The sequence below is a fragment of the Virgibacillus dokdonensis genome (assembly GCF_900166595.1).
In the GTDB taxonomy this organism is placed as follows: Bacteria; Bacillota; Bacilli; order Bacillales; family Amphibacillaceae; genus Virgibacillus; species Virgibacillus dokdonensis.
The window spans coordinates 2,733,081-2,753,629 of record NZ_LT745763.1 but is presented as its reverse complement, the minus strand read 5'-3'; the positions used below and the strand labels follow the sequence as shown (position 1 = coordinate 2,753,629).

The window sequence follows — 20,549 nt, the reverse complement described above, 5'->3', positions numbered from 1 at the left end:
TTAACGACCTCCCTGTTCGTGTAATAGCGAATAGGGAGGTTTTTAATTGGCTTTTCACCCGCAACTTTAAGATAAACGATGAGGTTATGTATTACTGTGTAGTGAAGGATTGGGAAGCTTTTCATGCTATCCCAAATTAGCTTTCAGAAAATGCTTAAGATTCTATGGCTATAGTATAAAAAGATACAATGATTTTCGTTATATAGACTTGTTGGTAAGTCAAGTTTTTCCTTCTTTCCGCTGTGTTACTACATGAAGGTCAGGTATGGCTGAACCAGCCAAACATCTATAAAGAGAATGTCATTCATGATCTGTTAGAATAGCAGTATAATATATTGAAAATTCATATATAAAAGAAAAAGTATCGGTAACATGATATAAGGCTATTTGATAGCTTTAAGGGAGGTGTAGAAAATAAAGAAGCAAAATAGCGTTCTGTATAGAGAAGTTCAAAAACTATGGTCAATTCCACTTTCGATATTCATTTTTATAGTTTCTGGTTTATTTTGGTGCATCTTTATTCTGCAAATTGCCCTTGGAGTACCTGTTGGCAATAATCCGATGTCAAATGTCAGTTAATTGTTTTCTGGCTTATCTTTGGTGTTGTATTTCCGATTGTTTTTCTATGCTTTTTGAAATTAGTATTAGAAGTTCGTGATGATGGTCTATACGTTCGATTTATGCCTTTTCACATTCGCTATAGAAAATTTTGGGTTTGAAGAAATAAAGCATTATGACTTCATTATGTATAGTCCATTAGAACGTTTTGGTGGTTGGGGAATTCAGTAAATACGAAAGGAGAAACGGGTTACATAATTATTGGTAAAAGCGCAATAAAATTGTATTTAAAGGAAAAACTTATGTAATTGATATAAAAAAGCCAGAGAAATTGAAAAGGTGCTAGATGGTTTGCGAAAAGATCTTAGTTTGTAGCACTGGGTTAATGGTATGTTTCACTAAATAATGAGGAAGTATTTGGGTAGATGGTAGAATTGAATAGGCTTCTCTTTATACTTCTAATTATTCCTGTGACTGAACTATTAGAAAATTGGAGGGATCGAAATGCACTAATACTCGCAGCCTGTTTATCTGGTTTTCACATGTTACTAGTTGTACTTGCAACAAGTGCGTGGTTCTTATTTGGAATTGCAATATTTTTAACTATCCGTGAAATTATTCATGGCCCATCTGTACATAAGTTTGTAAGTAATTATACATTTAAAACTGCCAGAGGAAAATACATGGGAGCATCTGATCTTCAGTATTCGCTGGGTAGGTTTCTCGCACCAATTATCGTTATTCTTTCAGTATCTTTTCCACCGATACTTGTTTTTGGCTTTATTATGGTTTGCGCTTTAATTAGTGCAGTCATTTATTTCATATTGTTTAGGATCTTAGCTGTAAATGATGGAGCGAATATAGAAACTCGGTAAATGAATGAGTTGGTGTGAAAAGGTAGTAAATTGTATGTGATGACGCTTAGCACCAAAACTATAAAGAACTTAATAAGTATCCTTTAAAGATAAACTTGTGAAGCTCATAATTTTATCCCAGATAGAACTTGTTGTAAGACTCCTGCTTTAAAATTGGAATATACGAGTTCTACAAATTTAAGTCCCCGGAATCGTTCAGAAGCTTTTAATTCATGCCCTTGGGCTACTAGCAATCCATAGGGGATGAAAGTCCCATATCGATTGAGGATACACTTTATAAAGCGATTTTAATCAATATTAATTTTAGATTTTTCAAATCTATTCAAAGTTTTTGTTTGATTAATTCACTGACTATAGTATTATGAATAATTGATACTAACTTTGGAAAATAATACAACTCTTGTGTTACTATAGTACTACATTAAACTTAAAGGTAAGTTGAAATTATTAAGAATACCAATATCAGATCTTTCCATACAATGCGTCAAGTGTAGAGAGAAATAATCATTAGGTAAAATCATGCAAAAAGGCGCATTGAAATCTATTCTATTATCTTGTATAGGTAATAGACCATGGATTGGTGAAACAGAAGCATACAAAGAATCGATGAAAACTTATTTACGTGGTGCGTCTAACATCTACTCACCAGCAGTGACAAGTTTTTTGCAGATTTCGTTAAGTAACAAAATAATAATCCACTGGTTTCTAAAGTGCTTGAGAATAAAATAAAATTTAAAAAGGCAAATGAAAAGGGATCAAATTCTTTCGGAACATTATTAAACATATTAGATTTTAAAGAATCAGAAACAGATAAAATCCAAAAAACACTCTCGGGTGAATTTGCAGAAGAAATAAGTTTCCTGTCGATACGAAAACAGAAAATGATCCCCTATTTTTCAGTTGTTCATAAAATAGGGTCATTACCAGAAATTCAAGTATTACAAGAATTTACACGAATAGAAAACTTAGATCGATCTGAGTTAGCGAAAACAAAGGATCTAATTCCAGTTATGAAATATAAAAACAACAAGCGGCTGCCAGGGATACGAAATGATGGTGAGGTTATCTTTTTTTAGATTTGATGAGCATAAATTAAAAGAATGGGAACTTAATACAAATCATTCAGAGGTAACCTCTGATATTATATTAAGATATAATAGGAATAGGAATCAACTTGGTTATTCAGCATCTGGTGACTCTGAGGGAAGTCTAGGTGGGCTAATAGAGCAAACTAAACCTAATAAAAACTATACCCTATTTTTATACGAGCGATTGGACGTATGATGTATTGTTCTTCTGACCCAAAATGTTCAGAAGGCGAATTTAAATTTCAGTCAACTGCAAATAATTTTTTGCTCTTATGTTTCAGAAACATCCTGTGAGTGTGGAAATCAACTTTTAGATCGTCGTTTACTACTCAATATTAAACCAGGAGAAAATACTGTTTTTTTGATGAACTTTAATAATTTTTGTCCTAGTTTGTTATAAAAGTATAGATATATTACAATATTATTTGTAGTAGATGATTATATGGCTAAATAAATTTAAGATCATATCAATTTGATAAACTATCATTCCTGAACGTATCAGAAAAGGAGTTTCCGGTGAATATAAATAGTATAAAAAACGAGATTCAAGAAATGGAGCATGTGTGGCATAAATTGATATTTCTATGCAATAGGGATGGACGATTTAATACAACAATACCAATCATAGATCATTTCGAAAAAGTAAACGTTAATCTTATCTTAAGTCAGGGATTAATAAATAAAGCTGAAAATAAATATCCGTTATATGTTGAAGAGATACTTTTGAATACTATTTCACATAGAAATAAGGTATATCTCCTTCAACATATTGATATTCTTTTTGATCCAGTATTACAAATTCATCCAATACGTTTATTGGAGAATATCAGTAAAACCTATAAATTAATTGTTGAATGGCCAGGAATATATAGGGATGATCAACTTTCTTATGCTGAATATGGTCATCCAGAGTATTTTACTTGCCGTGAATTTGAAGGGAAAGTTATTTGAAATATAAATATGGAGGAAAGTATTATGCTTCGTTATGATGAATTAATTGCATTCGATCCAGTTGAATCTGTTGTCCAATTAAGAGAAGCGGACGATCAAAGTCGTGCTATTTCACTATTAAAAACATATGTAATCTCAGATAATATGGCTGAAAAGTTAATGAACGATATATTTGAAAACATTCAATTTGAACGTATGGTAGATAACAAAGGTATGCTTATTGTCGGTAACTACGGCTCTGGTAAGTCCCACTTAATGAGTGTCGTTTCCACGATTGCAGAATTACCAGGTGCCAGTAAGCATTTACGCAATAAACAAGTAGCTGAAAAAGCAAAAGAAATAGAAGGGAAATTTCAAGTTATTCGTGCTGAGTTTGGTGCAGTGACAATGCCTCTTCGTGAAATTGTTTGTAGGCAACTGGAAAAGGGACTAGCAAACATGGGAATAGATTATACTTTTCCTACTGCTGATCAAGTGACAAATAATAAAGATATGATGTACGAAATGATGGAATTATTCCATGAAGAATATCCTGATAAAGGATTATTACTTGTTATTGATGAGCTTCTTGACTATTTGAGGGGAAGGAAAGAACAGGACCTAACGCTTGATCTAGGATTTTTACGGGAAATTGGAGAGGTTTGTAATAACACCCGTTTTCGCTTTGTTTCTGGTGTACAGGAAATGCTTTTTGATAATCCGAAATTCAGTTTTGTTGCAGACTCACTACGCAGAGTAAAGGAACGCTTTAAAGAAACACGTATTGTCCGTGAAGATATTGCATTTGTAGTATCAGAACGTCTGTTAAAGAAAAATGATGAGCAAAAGGCACTTATTCGTGAACATTTAAGTAAGTTCAAAAAATTGTATAGCGGGCTATCAGAAGAACTAGAAACCTACGTTAATTTGTTCCCAATTCATCCAGCATATCTTGAAATGTTTGAAAGAGTACATATTGGCGAAAAACGCGTTGCCTTGCAAACAATAACAGGTGAGATTAAAAAATTACTATCTGAAGAAGTCCCTCAAGATGCAACAGGACTTATATCTTTTGATAGGTATTGGACGTATATAGAAGAAGATTCTTCATTACGATCGGATGATCGCGTGAAGTTAATTACAGATAAGGTCGAAACATTGAAGGGTATTATTCAATCCAGTGTGAAAAGGCAGTATAAAGCCATGGCAACACAGATGGTAAATGCGTTAGCTGTATTTCGTTTAACTACAGAGGATCTAAAGACACCCATTGGCTTAAGCTCATACACACTTAGAGATAAATTATTCTTGAGTCAGCCTTCTTTGCTAGACTTTGAAGATGAAGCAGCTGGTTTTTTACAAACAACTATTGAAGCAGCAATGAAAGATTTAAGGACTGCAGCTAGTTTTCAGTATATATCTTTAAATAATGATAATGGCCAGTTTTATATTAACATCGATGAGTCTATACCAGTGGATGAGCTAATACGTCAACGTGGTGAAGGTTTGAAGGATAGTCAATTAGATAGTTATTATTTTGATGTGTTAAAACAGGCTACTGAAGTATCGGAGACTACAGCCTATGTTTTTGGTTATAAAATTTGGCTTCACGAAATTCCTTGGGTAGATCGAAGAGTGAAACGAGAAGGTTATTTATTCTTTGGGGCGCCAAATGAGCGATCAACTGCCCAACCTGAAAGAGATTTCTACATATATATGCTTCAGGCATTTGAAGAACCTAATTTTAAAGATGAACAAAAAGAGGATGAAGTATTTTTTCGTTTAAAGAAAAAGAATGATACATTTGTTGATTTGTTGCGCTTATACGGTGGTGCAACGGAGATGTATAATGATACGACAACAAATAAAAAATTATATAAGCCTAAAATGGAAGAATATAAAAAGAAATTAGTAAAATGGATTAAAGAAAATTTCGTTGATACTTATGAAATTGTATATCGAGGAAAAAGTGCAGGTGTACTAGAGCATGGAATGTTTTTACCAAGTAATCCTGATACGTTGGTTGAACTTGTTGATTCCGTTTCACAAGACTTGCTTTCCCAATGGTTTGAAGTGAAATATGAAGAGTATCCTTCATTTCGAAAGCTTGAACATTCTTATTTGACGAAAAAGAACATAGCTACCTATGTGAAAGATGCATTAGATTATTTGAATGGTCGTAAAACAAATCAAGGCGAAGCAATTCTTGATGGTTTGCTCTTACTTGATCAACGAGGAAATCCTACTACCCAAAAATCAGGGTATGCAAAATGGGTGACTGATCTACTTGATAGTAAGGGAAATGGACAAGTATTAAACCAAAGTGAGCTAATTGAAGTGATAAATACAACACAAGGTACTCCAGATCAACGAATAACAAGAAAATTCACTATGGAACCAGAATTACTCGTTGTCATACTTGGTTCCTTGATTCAAGATGGACAAATTGTAGTTACAGTTAAGGGAACGCAATATGAGGCCATGAACTTCAGCGAGTTTATCCGACTTCCTATCCAAGATATTACTTATTTTGATCATATAAAAAAACCAACTGGATTACCTGTTCGTGAAGTACAAGCATTATCAGATTTATTTGAGTCAATCAAAATTGATTTTTCTAACCAAGAAAAAGTCGATTTTACTATAAAACAAATTATTGCTGGTGCGAAGAGAGCTACGAATCGGACAGTTGAAATGCTCGCTAATATCCGTAATAAATTTCAAGTTTGGGACGGTCCACTCTTTACGCAGGAAGAAATAGAAGAAAAGACGGACAGGCTTTCAAGGTTAAATGAATTCTTACAAGGGTTGCAGGTTTATAATACAAGGGCAAAAATGATGAACTTAAAATTTAATATGGAACGAATTAAAAAAGAAAAGGAAAATCTAAAACTCCTGGATACATTGGATAACTTGCAAAAGAAAATAAATGAATTTACTAAAGTAGCTGATTACCTTGTTAAAGCTAAGTTTATTACTTCTCCTAGTAAGGATTGGATTGACGATGTCGATGTATCATTAGATAATCTAAGCATGGCATTAAAAAATGGTGAAGATTGTACAAGTGAAATTCAGGAACTAGAGCATCTGAAAAAAACTTATATCGATTACTATTTATCTTTGCATCAAAAAATGCGATTGAATGCTACAGAAAGCAAGAAAAAATCTGAGTTATTACAGAATAAACAATGTGATGCATTACAAGTATTATCTTCAAAGATCGAATTATTACCTAGTGGTGTTTTTAAAGAATGGCAAGAAAAAGTGAATTCTCTTAAAGTTTGTTATCATGTAACGGCAGATAACTTGCAACACACACCAGAGTGTCAAAAGTGCCACTTTAATCCACGTGAAGAGCAACTAAATGAAAGGCCTTCTCTTACGGAGCTTGAGGAGGAATTAAATGAATTATTAGAAACGTGGACGGATACATTATTAACAAACTTTAATGATGCATCTGTTAAAGAGAGTATTGAACTCTTAGAGGCGGAAGAGAAGGAATTAATGAATGAATTTATTCAAAGAAAAGCTTTCACTTTGCCAATCTCCATAAAGTTAATTCATGCGATTAACAAAGTTCTAAAGGGAATTCATCGGGAGAAAGTAGATGTGGAACAATTAAAAGAAGTGTTTGGTAATGGTAATCCAATCACAATCAAAGAGGCAAAGGATAATGTAGATAAGCTATTAAGAGTGATTGTGGGTAATAATGATCAAGACCGTGTTCGTTTAACGATTGGGAAATAGGAGGAGAAAAGAGTGGCTAAAGAAAATGAACAACTTTCATTTACGGAGGAGCAGCCTAAAGCAGACAACAGTCCAGTTGTCTGCTTAGGCATGACTTTTAAAAATGAAGATGAACGTAGGGAATATTTTCGGAATGAATTGAGAAAGAAATTACCTGAATTGAAGAAGATAGAAGGATTTCCGATTGGAGAAGATGAGGATATTATTGCCTTATCTGATCCTCCGTATTATACTGCATGTCCGAATCCTTGGATTTCCATAATTACTAAGGATAACATAGATGTAATAGATGTGGATTATAAAAAGAAACCTTTTTCAGCTGATATTAGTGAAGGTAAAAATGACGCTGTATATAATGCACATAGTTACCATACAAAGGTTCCTTATAAAGCTATTATGAGGTATTTACTTCATTACACAGACCCTGGCGATGTAGTGTTGGATGGTTTTGCGGGGACGGGTATGACTGGTCTAGCAGCAAGAAGGTGTGGAGATGAGGAGCTTGTTAAAAGCCTTGGCTATAATCTCAATCCAGAAAATGCAAGAACGGTTAATAAAAAATATGCTAAGTTGGGGGAAAGAAAAGCAATACTTAGTGATTTATCACCTTCGGCAACACTTATCTCATACAATTATAACAGTATTCCCGAAGTTCAGGATTTTGTTAATGAAGCAGAATTAGTAATTAGCAAAGTAAAAAAAGACTGTAAATGGATGTTTACTACAAGCCATAATGGATCTTCTTCTGGTGAAATTAACAATGTGGTTTGGAGTGATGTATTCATTTGTCCAAATTGCTCAAGAGAAATTATTTACTGGGATGTTGCAGTTGATATTAGTAATAAAAAGATAAAAAACAAGATTGAGTGTACTTATTGTGGTGGTTATATAGAAAAAAAGAATCTTGAAAGAGCATGGGAAACTAGACTTGACAAATATCTAAATGAAACCAAAAGCTTTGCAAAACAAGTTCCAGTATATGTATACTATTCTGTTGGATCAAAAAGAGTTGCAAGAAGTATTAATCGAGAGGATCTTAATCTTCTAAAGGAAATAGAAAATAAAGTTATAGAAAACTGGTTTCCTAAAGACAGAATGCCTGAGGGTGATGAATCTAGGAGAAATGACAGAATGGGATATACTCACGTGCATCACTTTTATACAAAACGGAATTTACTTACATTGTCTTCTTTTGTAAAACATTCAAAGGGCTCTAAATTTTTCGGCCATTTATTGTTTTTTTTCCAAGCATCAATTACAAGAGCAACAAAAACAAATCGATTTAGATTTGGCGGAACGGGTGGCTTAAGTGGTACACTCTACATACCATCATTGATATTTGAGAGAAATGCGATTGCCTTACTCGAAAAAAAGTTGCGGGATTACAAAAAAGTTTTAGAGGAAGAAAGTAAGGAAATTAAGTATAAAACAATAGTTACAAATCAATCGACGACGGATTTGTCAAATATTCAAAACGACTCTGTTGACTATATTTTTACAGACCCGCCTTTCGGAAAAAACTTAATGTATTCAGAATTGAATTATTTATGGGAATCCTGGCTAAAATTATTAACTAATAATAATCAGGAAGCAATTATTAATAACACGCAAAGAAAAAGAATTGCTGAATATCAGTTCTTAATGGAGAAATGTTTTAGAAATTATTATAGAGTCCTAAAGCCAGGTCGTTGGATGACGGTTGAATTTAGCAACTCCCAGGCGGCAGTATGGAATTCAATTCAAGAAGCAATACAAAGGGCGGGTTTTGTTATAGCTAACGTATCCGCTCTGGATAAAAAACAAGGAAGTTTTAAAGCTGTTACAACTACCACTGCTGTTAAACAAGATTTAATCATTTCGGCATATAAACCTAGACAAGAAAATCTAGTAAGAATGAGGCATGAGCAGAGCAATGGAGAATCAGTCTGGATTTTCGTTACTCAGCACTTAGAGCAATTACCCATATTTATAGGACAAAAAGGAGAAGCACAATTAATATCTGAACGAACACCACGTATTTTATTTGATAGGATGGTAGCATTTCATGTTCAAAATGGTTTACCAGTTCCCATTTCTTCAGCAGAGTTTCAAGAAGGTATTTCTCAAAGATTTCCAATGAGAGATGGAATGGCTTTTCTAGAAGACCAAGTTGCTGAATATGATAAAAAACGAACATTGATGAAGGAGTTTTCTCAACTAAGTCTATTTGTTTCAGATGAGACTAGTGCTATCGAGTGGATCCGTCAACAATTGTTGAAGAAACCTCAATCACGTCAGGATATACATCCTAATTTTATGAAGGAAATTCAGCATATTGCAAAGCATGAATTGTTGCCTGAATTAGATGATCTATTAAATCAAAATTTCTTATTATATGATGGGGATGAAGGAGTTCCTAATCAAATTGTAGCTTATTTACGCAGAACTTATAAAGATTTACGTGGTTTGGATCCTAGTGATTCGAGGGTTGTAGAGAAAGCCAAAAATCGTTGGTATGTTCCTAATCCAACAAAGCAAGCCGATTTAGAAAAACTCCGTGAAAAATCTCTTTTACGCGAGTTTAATGGTTATGTAGAAGAAATGGAAGGAAATAAAAAGAAGTTACGTCAGTTCCGTACAGAAGCTATTCGTGCAGGATTTAAGAAGGCTTACAGTGAAAAGGATTTTAATAAGATTGTCAAGGTAGGAGAACGTCTTCCTGAAAAAGTAATTCAAGAAGACGATAAATTACTAATGTATTATGATAATGCATGTATACGTTTAGGAATATAGATGGTGAAAAAAATGCTCGGATGGCGTAAACATATAATCGATAAAATTCAATTTCAACAAGCACCTATAATTTTGGTGCTTGATAAGGATAATTTATTAAACGATGAATTTGTGTTAAAAGAGTTGCAATCACAGGGGTTTGATGCAATTAGATTTGAAGATAGTATTACATTTCGATTTCTGTATGAACAACAGTATCGTGCAAATATGTCTGAACGTCAGTTACTAATTTATGTAAATGAAGATGTTGTATTTCCGTACGAATTTCAAAGAAAAGCATTGAGTATAAAGGTTAGTTTACAAACGTTATTCCCGAAGTTCTCAGCAAATATCATCCGACAAGTGGATAGAGAAGATTTAGATGTCTTGTATACTGTCCATCAACAGTATCAGGGCACTTCATCTGAGCGAGAAACATTAGAATATATTATTAAACACGTATATAAAATTCCTTATGAAATGATAGACAGTGAAGCAGGTTTATATAAGATTTTATTGTCTATTCACTATCAAACAAAGCAGTTACCCAATATTGTCCAGGATTACCTAATAGAAAAATGGCTGAGAGTTCCTGCTTTAAAATCTTTGCCTTTAAAACAGATAATTAAATCACAAACCTTCTTTTATCATTTTATAGAGCGCAGCTGGCAAGATCTTGTTAAACAATGCCTGCAAATGGAACAAGGGCAGATTAACGATGCATTTTTTATGTATGAAAGCAGTCCATTAGCAAATAATGATGTAAGAAGGTTAATGAATGATTTATTTCTTGAAGGAAAGTTATCTAAGGTGAAAGGCGTAACAATACCAGATGCTGTTCCTGAATGGATGCGTATGGGAATCGAAGAAGTCTCTAATAAAGAGAAAGTCGACACGCAACTAAAATATTTGTGCGATAAAATAGTAAATTGTTTATCTAGTGCTACTCAATATAAAGATTGGTTTCATATAAATGATTTAATTGCAGAACTTAAGGTGGCTTTAATAAAAAATAACAGTCATGTTGTCAAAGTAGAAAAAATCTTAAAAGATGTTAATAGTAAATTTATTCATTGGATGTTTAATCAATACCATACATTAACAAGTTTGCCGCCATATCCAAAACCAAAACTTGTTCATCACATTCCACATGTGATGAGTAAAAACAGACAAGGTGATGAAAAAATAGCGTTATTAGTCCTTGATGGGATGAATTTTGTTCAATGGCGAATGGTTCAAAGCTTTTTGAAAGAGAAAGATTTTTTATTTGAAGAGCAACAGGTCTATGCCTGGGTTCCAACTTTAACATCCGTATCGCGCCAAGCAATCTTCTCTGGAAATATTCCTATAACCTTCGGCAAAACGATTCAAACAACAACAGCGGAAGAAAGGCTTTGGAAATCGTTCTGGGAGAATCAAGGTGTCTTAAAACAATATGTCACCTATCAGAAGGGACTTGGAAACGAAAATTATGAACGTAATAATATTAAAGCTTTAAAACAACGGTCTACCAAAATATATGGTGCTGTTATAGACGTGATAGATCGGTTTACACATCATGCAGTACTTGGAGAAAAAAGCATTACTTCAAACATAACAATATGGCTACAAACAAACTATCTTGTGAATTTACTGTCTGATTTGACGGATGCTGGTTTTTCCATTTATCTAACATCTGATCATGGAAACACCGATGCAACTGGAGTTGGGCGTATATCCGAAGGTGTCCTTGTCGAGCAAAAAGGAGAGCGTGTACGAATTTATAATGATATGACGTTATATGAAGATGCTGCATCAAAACTACCTGTTCAAAAATGGCCTAGTATTGGCTTGCCTGAAAATTACCATGTTTTACTTGCAGAATATGGCCAAGCTTTTGTTCCTAAAAGCCAATCAATTGTAACACATGGTGGAGCTAGTATAGAAGAAGTAATTGTTCCTTTTGTAAAGGTACAAAAAAATGAAGGAAGTGGATTAGGTGAGTAAACCAGTCGGTTTTGATCAAAAAGTTTTGCTAAATCACCTGGATTATACAGCTAATCAAACCAAGAAGCATTCGCGTAAAGAGATGTACACCGTTTTAGACAACTATTTACGTGATGATATTACAGGTGTAAAATCAAGAAAAAATGCCATTACGATGTTAATGAAAATATGGTATCGAGTTGATGATGAGTTGAAACCAATTCGTGACGAAATTCTGGAGGAATTTAGTCAATTAACAAATGAAGAGAGGCTTCTTGTACACTGGGGATTAACGATTGCTGCGTACCCCTTTTTCAAAGATGTTTCGAATGAATTTGGTCGACTGTTTCAATTACAAGACGAAGTTTCAAGTAAAGCAATTAACAATCGGATGAAGGAAGCATATGGTGACCGAAGACGGGTTGAGGTTGCAACTAGCGCGGTATTAGGAAGTATGAAGGCTTGGAATATCATTCAACCAGTAAGTAAAAGTATTTATACTATAAGTGAAAAGATCATAATTACTAGTTCACTGATACAATCATTCTTCGTGCAAATTTTATTAAATGTATTGGATAGTGATGCACTACACGTAGATTTAATCGAAAATCATCCATTATTTTTCCCGTTTAACTGTGAACTAAATATCACAGAGTTACGGGAAAGAAAATCATTTTCTTTTTATCGCCAAGGAGTTAAAGATTTAGTAATTGAAAGAAATCCAATATAAAAACCCGCAGAATAAGGTTTTTTAGTATGTTTAAAAGAGGAGATGTCGTATCAAGTACATACTTTCCAGAGGGTGTAGAAATAAAAAACTGTGAGTTCGTTGAAGGTTTTTGTATCCTGGAAGCAATTGGACGTGATACAAATTAATATTATGAATTAATGATGGAACAAGAAAGGATAAAAGACTTCCAACAACTGAATTCGAAAAAGAATGACTATATACAGGCAGCAGATGTACTAAATTATATTCAATACTTGCTTCTTGAAAATGAAATGAGGTTTTCCGGAACAAGAACACTAGGAAATGAAAAATTATTGCCACTTCCACATCAAATAGAAGCAGTATATGGCAGAATGCTTCAAGTACCACAGACCTGTTTTTTGCTAGCAGACGACCCAGGTGCAGGTAAAACAATTATCAATTATGGCAGGTATGCTGATGAAGGAGTTAAAAGCACGGGTAGTCGTCAATCGTATTCTTATTCTAGTTCCACCTTTTGTTTGGAAACAATGGCAAGCAGAACTGAGTGAGAAATTTGGTCTACATTTTCACATTATCAATCGGAATGTGGTAAATGAATATGGAGTAAAAAACCCTTTTGCGGGAAATTCCTGCTGTCTAGCTTCGTGTATTGGGATATACGTGATGATGTAAGAGTACTTATGCAAGAAGCTAGTTTTTTGACTTAATAATAATTGACGAAGCTCATAAAATGGCTGCTTATACACAAGGAACTGCTAAGAAGAAAACCTTTAGAACAAAACTCTATCAGTTGGGAGAAGCATTGCTAAGAAAATCGGAACATTGTCTGTTGTTAACCGCAACACCACATAAAGAGGATAAGGAAAATTCAGACATTTAATGGAATTAAATGATGAAGACGTCTTTTCTAGTATGAGTATGGATGAGCCAATCCAGGAAACATTAGACGTTTAAAAGAAAATCTCAGCAATTTTGAATGGAACACTGATTTTTCCAAAACGTACGTCAAAGACAATTCCATTTTATTTTAGAGTTATATGATGCAGTAACGGAATATGGAACTCAATATTTCAATCGAGCAATAAATAATGGTAGTCAAAGTACGGCATTTGCGATGATGTTATTGCAAAGAAGACTAAGCTCATCTATTGAGGCAACTCTATTTATCCTTAAAAAGAAGATATAAAAGGTTGGTTAAATTATATAAACAAACCGATAAGGAACGTTCAAGATTTTTAAGGAAAATCAAGAAACTAGATACAGAAAATTATTTAGAAGAGGGTCTTGAACAATAAGAGAAATGGAATGTTCCGTTGGAAAAGTCGGTAGATGATATAGACTTAAAGGAATTGAAAAGAGAAATTCTTGTTTTACAGGGATTAAATATACGCAGAGCTTGAAGACACGTTATTAGGGGGCAGTAAAACTTGCTAAATCCCTTCAAATATGGCATAGTTACTTATGGAAAGACAACTATATAATAGCATACAAGCGTTGTAGGGGGACCAGTGTTGCTGGTTGAGATTGTATCCTTAAGATACGGACTCTTAGAACCTGATCTGGGTAAAACCAGCGTAGGGAACATGTCGACAAGAAAGTATCATTTGCATGTGCAAAAAGCCCTAGGTGTACGTAATCGCCTAAGGCTTTTTTTAAACTCATGCGTGCTTTTCAAAATGATAAACATCCAATATCAACAACAAATCTAAGAGAGAATGGATTGTTGCTAGACTTCCCAATCAGGTTATTTATCCATCAATGAAGGGAAAGCTAAGTCGATCGTGAAATAAAGTTTTCCTTATTCTCTGCACCTTACATAGCTGTAGTTATACTGGAGGAGGAGACAGATTGAAAAGATTTATTATGCTTAGTTTGCTCATTGTTTTACTAACAGCATGCAATGCAAATGACAGTGAGCAAGGTAAAGAAGAAAAATCAGCAGATAAAGCACGAAAAGAAGTTTCTGTAGTGCTTGATTGGACGCCAAATACGAATCATACAGGACTCTATGTAGCGAAGGAAAAAGGTTACTTTGAAGAGCAAGGATTGGATGTTGATATTAAGATGCCAGGAGAAGCAGGTGCTGATCAATTAGTGGCTTCTGGTAAGGCTGATTTTGGTGTAAGTTACCAAGAAGGGATTACGGAAGCAAGAGTACAAGATATCCCTATTGTATCAATTGCAGCAGTTATTCAGCATAATACGTCTGGATTTGCCTCGCCAAAGGAAAAAGATATTACCGAGCCTAAAGACTTCGAAGGAAAAACGTATGGCGGCTGGGGTGCCCCCCTTGAAAAAGCAGTAATTAGCTCGTTGATGAAGCAAGATGATGCTGACGTTGAGAAAGTGGACATTGTTAATATGGGCGATACCGATTTCTTTACTGCGGTAGAACGTGATATTGATTTTGCTTGGATATTTTATGGTTGGACAGGCATTGAAGCGGAACTTCGAAATGAAGAGATCAATATGGTTTATCTTACTGATTATACGGAAAAATTAGATTACTATACGCCAGTATTGGCAACCAATGAAACGATGATAGAAGAAGACCCAGATACGATTAAGCAATTTTTAGCTGCTGTAACAAAAGGGTATGAACTAGCAATTGAAAACCCTGATGAAGCGGCCGAGATTTTAATTCAAGCCGAGCCTGATTTGGACGCAGACTTAGTAAAGGCAAGTCAAAAATGGTTAGCGGATAAGTATCAAGATGATGCAGCTAGATGGGGCGAACAAAAACTAGAAGTATGGGAAAATTATTCGACCTGGATGTATGACAATGATTTACTTGATAAGCCTCTTGACAGTGAAAAAGCGTTTACGAATGAATTTTTACCAAACAACTAAGCAAGAGCAAGGATTCGTTAAACAATAAATGAGCAAACGTCACATTATTTTGTGGCGAACACTTAGATTCAAAACAGAAGTAACGGAGGAGACGTCATGGCTAATGCACTTGTAAGTGTACAAATTATACCAAAAACGAAAAACGGGGAAGATGTAATTCCTTATGTAGATGAAGCGATTGCGATTATTGATGCTTCTGGGGTTCCTTATCATGTAAGCCCTTTGGAAACGACGATGGAAGGGGAATTATCCAACTTGCTTGAGATTGTGGAGAAAATGAACCAGCGGATGGAAGAATTAGGTTGTCCAAGCGTTATTTCGCAAGTGAAGATATTTTTCCAGCCATCAGGGGCTTCGATGGATACGTTAACGGAGAAATATCGGTAATGGATAGGAATGTATTGAGAAGAGGATGGCGGCCAGCTTTGGTCCTCATCCTTTTGATTATCATTTGGGAGACAGCAAGTAAGCTATTTGAGGTTCCGGAATGGATCTTGCCTCCCCCTACATCTATTGGGCAAGAAACCATCATTGGCTGGAGCGATTACAATCATCATCTCTGGGCAACCATTCAACTATCTGTGATAGGATTTGTTATTGGCAGTAGTGTTGGAATCCTAGTTGCTATTTGTTTACATTTAGTGCCAGTTTTACGAGAGGCGATCTATCCATTATTAATAATTTCACAAAATATTCCAATCATTATTTTAGCTCCATTACTCGTTGTTTGGTTCGGCTTTGGCATATTACCTAAATTAATTGTGATTACACTCGTCTGTTTTTTTCCAATCACGATAGCTACTTTGGGTGGGTTTCGACAAACAAGTCGTGAATTACATCATTATATGCTAATGGCTGGTGCCAATAAACGGCAAATCTTCTTCAAATTAGAATGGCCACATGCCTTACCATCCCTATTCAGTGGCTTGAAAATCGCAGCTACTTATAGTGTAATGGGGGCAGTTATTTCCGAATGGCTTGGTGCGAGTGAGGGAATTGGTTATTATATGACACTTGCTTCCTCATCGTTTCGAACGGATCGCGTATTTGTTGCGATTTTGTTTATTGTCACGTTAAGTTTACTGTTTTTTGGACTGCTTTCTTTTGTAGAACGAAAAGTGGTAAAAGCGCCTGCTCAAGAAGATGAATAATAACGCTATAGTTTTTCATTGCGATATGGAAGAAGGAGAATGAAATGGGGAAATTAGACGTACAAAATGTAAGTAAATCGTTTGGTAATCAGCAAGTGTTACAGCAACTTTCTTTTTCGGTTCAAGATGGTGAGTTTGTGTCTATATTAGGTCCATCAGGGAGCGGGAAGAGTACATTATTTAATATAATTGGTGGCATTACCGCTCCAGATACAGGTGCTATTTATTTAAATGGACAGGATATTTCGGGATTACGTGGAAATATTAGCTATATGCCACAGAACGCTTCGCTTTTTCCATGGCGAACGGTTTTACAAAATGTTTTGCTTGGGGAAGAAATTGTTCTTGGCAAGACAGATGAAGAAGAAGCACGGGAAATGATTGCCAAAGCTGGGTTACAAGGTTACGAGCAAGCATACCCGCATGAATTGTCAGGAGGCATGAAACAGCGTGTTTCTTTTCTTCGTAGTATGAAGAGTCCACAATCGATGATTTGTTTAGATGAACCTTTTTCTGCTTTGGATGAATTTACGAGAGCGGAAATGCAAAAGTGGTTACTATCTATATGGGAAAAACATCGAAGATCCATTTTGTTTGTTACCCATAATATTGAAGAAGCATTATTTTTATCCGATCGAATTCTTGTATTGTCAAATAAACCAGCAAGGATTCAAAGGGAGCTTGTTATCCCCTTTGAGAGACCACGTGAAGAGGAACTTGTGTTAAGCAAATCTTTTTTAGATTATAAAAAACAGCTTTATTATGAATTGAGGGAGTAAGCATGAATGTAGCTATTATCGATGCACATATCCATCTAGACATGTATAAACAAAAGGAACGACAACAAATCCTCCAGCAAACAGAGCGAACGAAACTAGAAGCAATGGTTAGCGTGTCCTATGACTTACCATCTTGCAAAGTAAATCTTGATTTACACAAACAATTTGAAAGGGTGAAGCCTGCGTTTGGTTTTCATCCTGAGCAAACCCTTCCAACAGAGGAAGATCTGGCAGATTTGTTGCTGTATATCGAAAAGCACCATTATGAAGTGGTCGCTATTGGTGAGGTTGGTTTACCATATTATAAACGGCAAGCAGATCCAAAATTAAAATTAGAAGCTTATATCAAAGTCCTAGAGGCATTTATAAAGCTAGCCAAGCGGCTTGACCTACCAATTAGTTTGCATGCCGTTTATGAAGATGCAGATGTCGTATGTGATCTATTAGAAAAGCATTCTATTCAAAAAGCACATTTTCATTGGTTCAAAGGCAGTAAACGAACCGTAGAACGGATGATAGAAAATGAATATTTAATATCGATTACGCCAGATGTTTGCTATGAAAAAGAGATCCAACAGCTTGTACGAAGGTACCCCTTAACGCATATGATGGTGGAAACAGATGGACCGTGGCCTTTTGAAGGGCCGTTCGCAGGCGAAATGACAGAACCCAGTATGATTCATCGAGCAGTACATAAAATGTCACAACTGAAAGCAGCACCATTAGAAGTTGTATATAAGCAATTATACGCGAATGCAAGTTATTTTTTCTCGCTGTTTTAAACAAAACAATTTTTCTTGAATGAGAAAAACAGACTAATAAGTGGGCAAATAAAATGCTTTTATCTTAAATAACAGAAAATATCTTTCCAATACCCAGCGTACTAAAAAAGGAATAGTCGTTAGTTATAAGCGGTTATAATGAGACGGGGAAATAGTACCATGACAGGGAAAATGTAATAACAACAGTCCTACTAAAAAATTTTTCTTCACTTAGGGGAGAAGGGAGGATGAAAAGTACTACGTAGGCTATTAGCATGAATAATAAAAGATGCGAATAGTGTTTCTTAGTTAGCCCTGTATACCGTAGACCTGCAGGGGGAGGGAATGAAGAAAAACGAAAACGCATTTGCAATTGTACGATGACAACAAAAGACATATTAAAATAGTAGTATAAAACCGCAAAACGAAAGCGTTCTGCGGTTTTATCTAACTTATTCTGTTTTTTCTTTAATAAATTGGACCACTTCTTCAGCGGTGCTCATAGAAAGAAGTTCGTCCTTATAGGATGCTAACTTTCCTTTATCTAGGTCACGTATTTGTGTACGTGCAGGTAAAATAGATGTAGCGCTCATACTGAATTCATCTAAACCAAGACCGAGTAAAATAGGAATCGCAATAGCATCTCCTGCCATTTCCCCACACATGCCTACCCATTTATCTTCACTGTGAGCAGCTTCAATAACATTGTTTACCAAATTTAAAATGGCTGGGTGGTATGGTTGGTACAAGTAGGAAACTTGTTCGTTCATTCGGTCTGCGGCCATCGTATATTGGATAAGGTCGTTTGTACCGATACTGAAGAAGTCTACCTCTTTTGCAAATTGTTTTGCAATAACGGCAGTTGAAGGGATTTCTACCATGATCCCTATTTCAATATGATCGGATACTTCTTTTCCTTCTTTTAAAAGAGCCTCTTTTTCATCCATTAGAATGGCTTTTGCTTGGCGAAACTCTTCCAACGTAGCGATCATTGGGAACATAATTTTTAGATTTCCATAAACGCTAGCCCGTAGTAATGCACGTAATTGTGGACGGAATACATGCTCATTATCTAGGCAAAAACGAATGGCACGGAAACCTAGAAATGGATTTAATTCTTTAGGGAGATCTAAGTAGTTTAACTCTTTGTCCCCACCAATATCTAAAGTACGAACAACAACAGGTTTTCCATCCATTTGCTCAAGCACGGATTTATATGCCGTGAACTGTTCTTCTTCTGTTGGGAGCTGACTCTTCCCCATATATAAAAACTCTGTACGGTATAAGCCGACACCTTCCCCACCATTGTCTAAAACGCCTAGTACGTCATCTGGTGTACCAATATTTGCTGCTAGTTCTACTTGTTCGCCATCTGCAGCTAATGTAGGTTCGTTTTTTAGTTTTGCCCACTCTTGTTTTTGCTTGGCAAATTCTTCTTGTTTTTTCTCATAAGTTGCGACTATTTCTTCCGTTGGGTTAACAATTACAACCCCTTCATTACCATCAACGATGATTAAATCATCTTTTTGGATGGTGCTCGTCACTTCTTTTGTACCAACAACTGCTGGGATCTCAAGCGATCTTGCCATAATAGCTGAGTGGGATGTACGGCCACCAATATCTGTCGCAAAGCCTTTAACGAAATCTCTGTTTAATTGCGCAGTATCGGATGGTGTTAAGTCTTTTGCAATTACAATTACTTCTTCATCAATCAATGCAGGGTCTGGGAAAGTAACCCCTAATAGATGGGCTTTAACACGCTTTGTTACATCGTATATATCTGCTGCTCTTTCTCGCATATAATCATTGTCCATATTTTTGAACATGTCGATAAACATGGTAGCAACTTCATCTAGCGCAGCTTCTGCGTTTACATTTTCTTCATTCATTTTATTCTTCATAGGATTAATCAATTCAGGGTCACTAAGTACTAACAAATGAGCAGAAAAAATTTCCGCATGCTCATCACCAATATTTTCTTTCGTATGAGCTTTAATTTGCTCTAATTCTTGCTTGGAAATTTCAAGTGCTTTATCAAGTCGTTCTATTTCCACTTGAGGGGTAGCTGTCGTGATTTTTTCAAATGATAAGTCTGGAGTTTCTAATAGGTATGCTTTGGCAATAGCGATACCTGAAGATGCAGCAATTCCTTGAATGTTAGCCATAATCATTTTCCAACCTTTCTTTGTATCAATCATATCTATTTTAACTGCTTGTGTAGGAACGTACAAGCAATTAAAAGAGATTTTAAAAACTTTGTCGAAAACAAGCGCAAAAAGCAGTGAATTATGTGTATTATTTCCACTCCATGTATTTTTATCCAGTATATTTAAGGTTCATGACAATGTACAGGCGTGTAAATAGAGCTATAAAAGTGTTTAT

16 protein-coding genes and 1 riboswitch are annotated in these 20,549 nt (G+C 35.2%); of the genes, 15 read left to right on the top strand and 1 reads right to left on the bottom strand.

Going from position 1 to position 20,549, the window contains the following annotated elements; all coding sequences use genetic code 11:
- The first annotated feature begins 632 nt into the window (after positions 1–632).
- The 15 genes from B2C77_RS22135 (at position 633) to B2C77_RS14470 (ending at position 18,188) form a co-directional block, all read left to right on the top strand.
- Positions 633–719, top strand: a complete 87-nt coding sequence (locus B2C77_RS22135) for a hypothetical protein (protein ID WP_254844045.1) — start codon at positions 633–635, stop codon at positions 717–719.
- A 264-nt stretch (positions 720–983) separates the two neighbouring features.
- The gene (locus tag B2C77_RS14535; protein ID WP_077705212.1) at positions 984–1,433 is read left to right on the top strand and encodes an MFS transporter; all 450 of its coding nucleotides are present in this window, start codon (positions 984–986) and stop codon (positions 1,431–1,433) included.
- Between the two features lie 710 nt (positions 1,434–2,143).
- A complete protein-coding gene (locus B2C77_RS14530) occupies positions 2,144–2,509 on the top strand; it encodes a hypothetical protein (protein ID WP_077705209.1) in 366 nt (121 codons plus the stop codon).
- 528 nt (positions 2,510–3,037) lie between these two features.
- Positions 3,038–3,472 (top strand): BREX-3 system P-loop-containing protein BrxF, encoded by a 435-nt coding sequence (brxF, locus tag B2C77_RS14520; protein WP_077705204.1) that lies wholly within the window; start codon positions 3,038–3,040, stop codon positions 3,470–3,472.
- Positions 3,473–3,481: 9 nt separating this feature from the next.
- The gene (locus tag B2C77_RS14515) at positions 3,482–7,198 is read left to right on the top strand and encodes a DUF6079 family protein (RefSeq protein WP_254843978.1); all 3,717 of its coding nucleotides are present in this window, start codon (positions 3,482–3,484) and stop codon (positions 7,196–7,198) included.
- 12 nt (positions 7,199–7,210) lie between these two features.
- Positions 7,211–9,970 (top strand): DNA methyltransferase, encoded by a 2,760-nt coding sequence (locus B2C77_RS14510; protein ID WP_254843977.1) that lies wholly within the window; start codon positions 7,211–7,213, stop codon positions 9,968–9,970.
- A complete protein-coding gene (pglZ, locus tag B2C77_RS14505) occupies positions 9,971–11,935 on the top strand; it encodes a BREX-3 system phosphatase PglZ (protein WP_254843976.1) in 1,965 nt (654 codons plus the stop codon).
- A complete protein-coding gene (locus B2C77_RS14500) occupies positions 11,928–12,644 on the top strand; it encodes a hypothetical protein (protein ID WP_077705198.1) in 717 nt (238 codons plus the stop codon). Before pglZ ends, B2C77_RS14500 begins: the two co-directional genes overlap by 8 nt.
- 158 nt (positions 12,645–12,802) lie before the next feature.
- The gene (locus B2C77_RS14495; protein ID WP_077705196.1) at positions 12,803–13,174 is read left to right on the top strand and encodes a hypothetical protein; all 372 of its coding nucleotides are present in this window, start codon (positions 12,803–12,805) and stop codon (positions 13,172–13,174) included.
- A 182-nt stretch (positions 13,175–13,356) separates the two neighbouring features.
- Positions 13,357–13,506 carry a DEAD/DEAH box helicase gene (locus B2C77_RS21440; RefSeq protein ID WP_141130736.1) on the top strand — a complete coding sequence of 50 codons (150 nt, stop codon included), beginning with the start codon at positions 13,357–13,359 and terminating at the stop codon, positions 13,504–13,506.
- Between the two features lie 608 nt (positions 13,507–14,114).
- Positions 14,115–14,224: riboswitch (TPP riboswitch) on the top strand.
- Positions 14,225–14,474: 250 nt separating this feature from the next.
- Positions 14,475–15,476 (top strand): ABC transporter substrate-binding protein, encoded by a 1,002-nt coding sequence (locus tag B2C77_RS14490; protein WP_077705193.1) that lies wholly within the window; start codon positions 14,475–14,477, stop codon positions 15,474–15,476.
- A 96-nt stretch (positions 15,477–15,572) separates the two neighbouring features.
- The gene (locus B2C77_RS14485; protein WP_073007476.1) at positions 15,573–15,863 is read left to right on the top strand and encodes a thiamine-binding protein; all 291 of its coding nucleotides are present in this window, start codon (positions 15,573–15,575) and stop codon (positions 15,861–15,863) included.
- Positions 15,863–16,627 (top strand): ABC transporter permease, encoded by a 765-nt coding sequence (locus B2C77_RS14480; protein WP_073007473.1) that lies wholly within the window; start codon positions 15,863–15,865, stop codon positions 16,625–16,627. Before B2C77_RS14485 ends, B2C77_RS14480 begins: the two co-directional genes overlap by 1 nt.
- 44 nt (positions 16,628–16,671) lie before the next feature.
- Entirely contained in the window at positions 16,672–17,406 is a 735-nt protein-coding gene (locus tag B2C77_RS14475; protein WP_077705190.1) for an ABC transporter ATP-binding protein, read from the top strand.
- A gap of 2 nt (positions 17,407–17,408) precedes the next feature.
- Positions 17,409–18,188, top strand: a complete 780-nt coding sequence (locus B2C77_RS14470) for a TatD family hydrolase (protein WP_077705188.1) — start codon at positions 17,409–17,411, stop codon at positions 18,186–18,188.
- 431 nt (positions 18,189–18,619) lie between these two features.
- Here B2C77_RS14470 and ptsP read toward each other — a convergent pair whose 3' ends face one another.
- Positions 18,620–20,332 carry a phosphoenolpyruvate--protein phosphotransferase gene (gene ptsP, locus B2C77_RS14465; protein ID WP_077706924.1) on the bottom strand — a complete coding sequence of 571 codons (1,713 nt, stop codon included), beginning with the start codon at positions 20,330–20,332 and terminating at the stop codon, positions 18,620–18,622.
- Positions 20,333–20,549 lie beyond the last annotated feature (217 nt).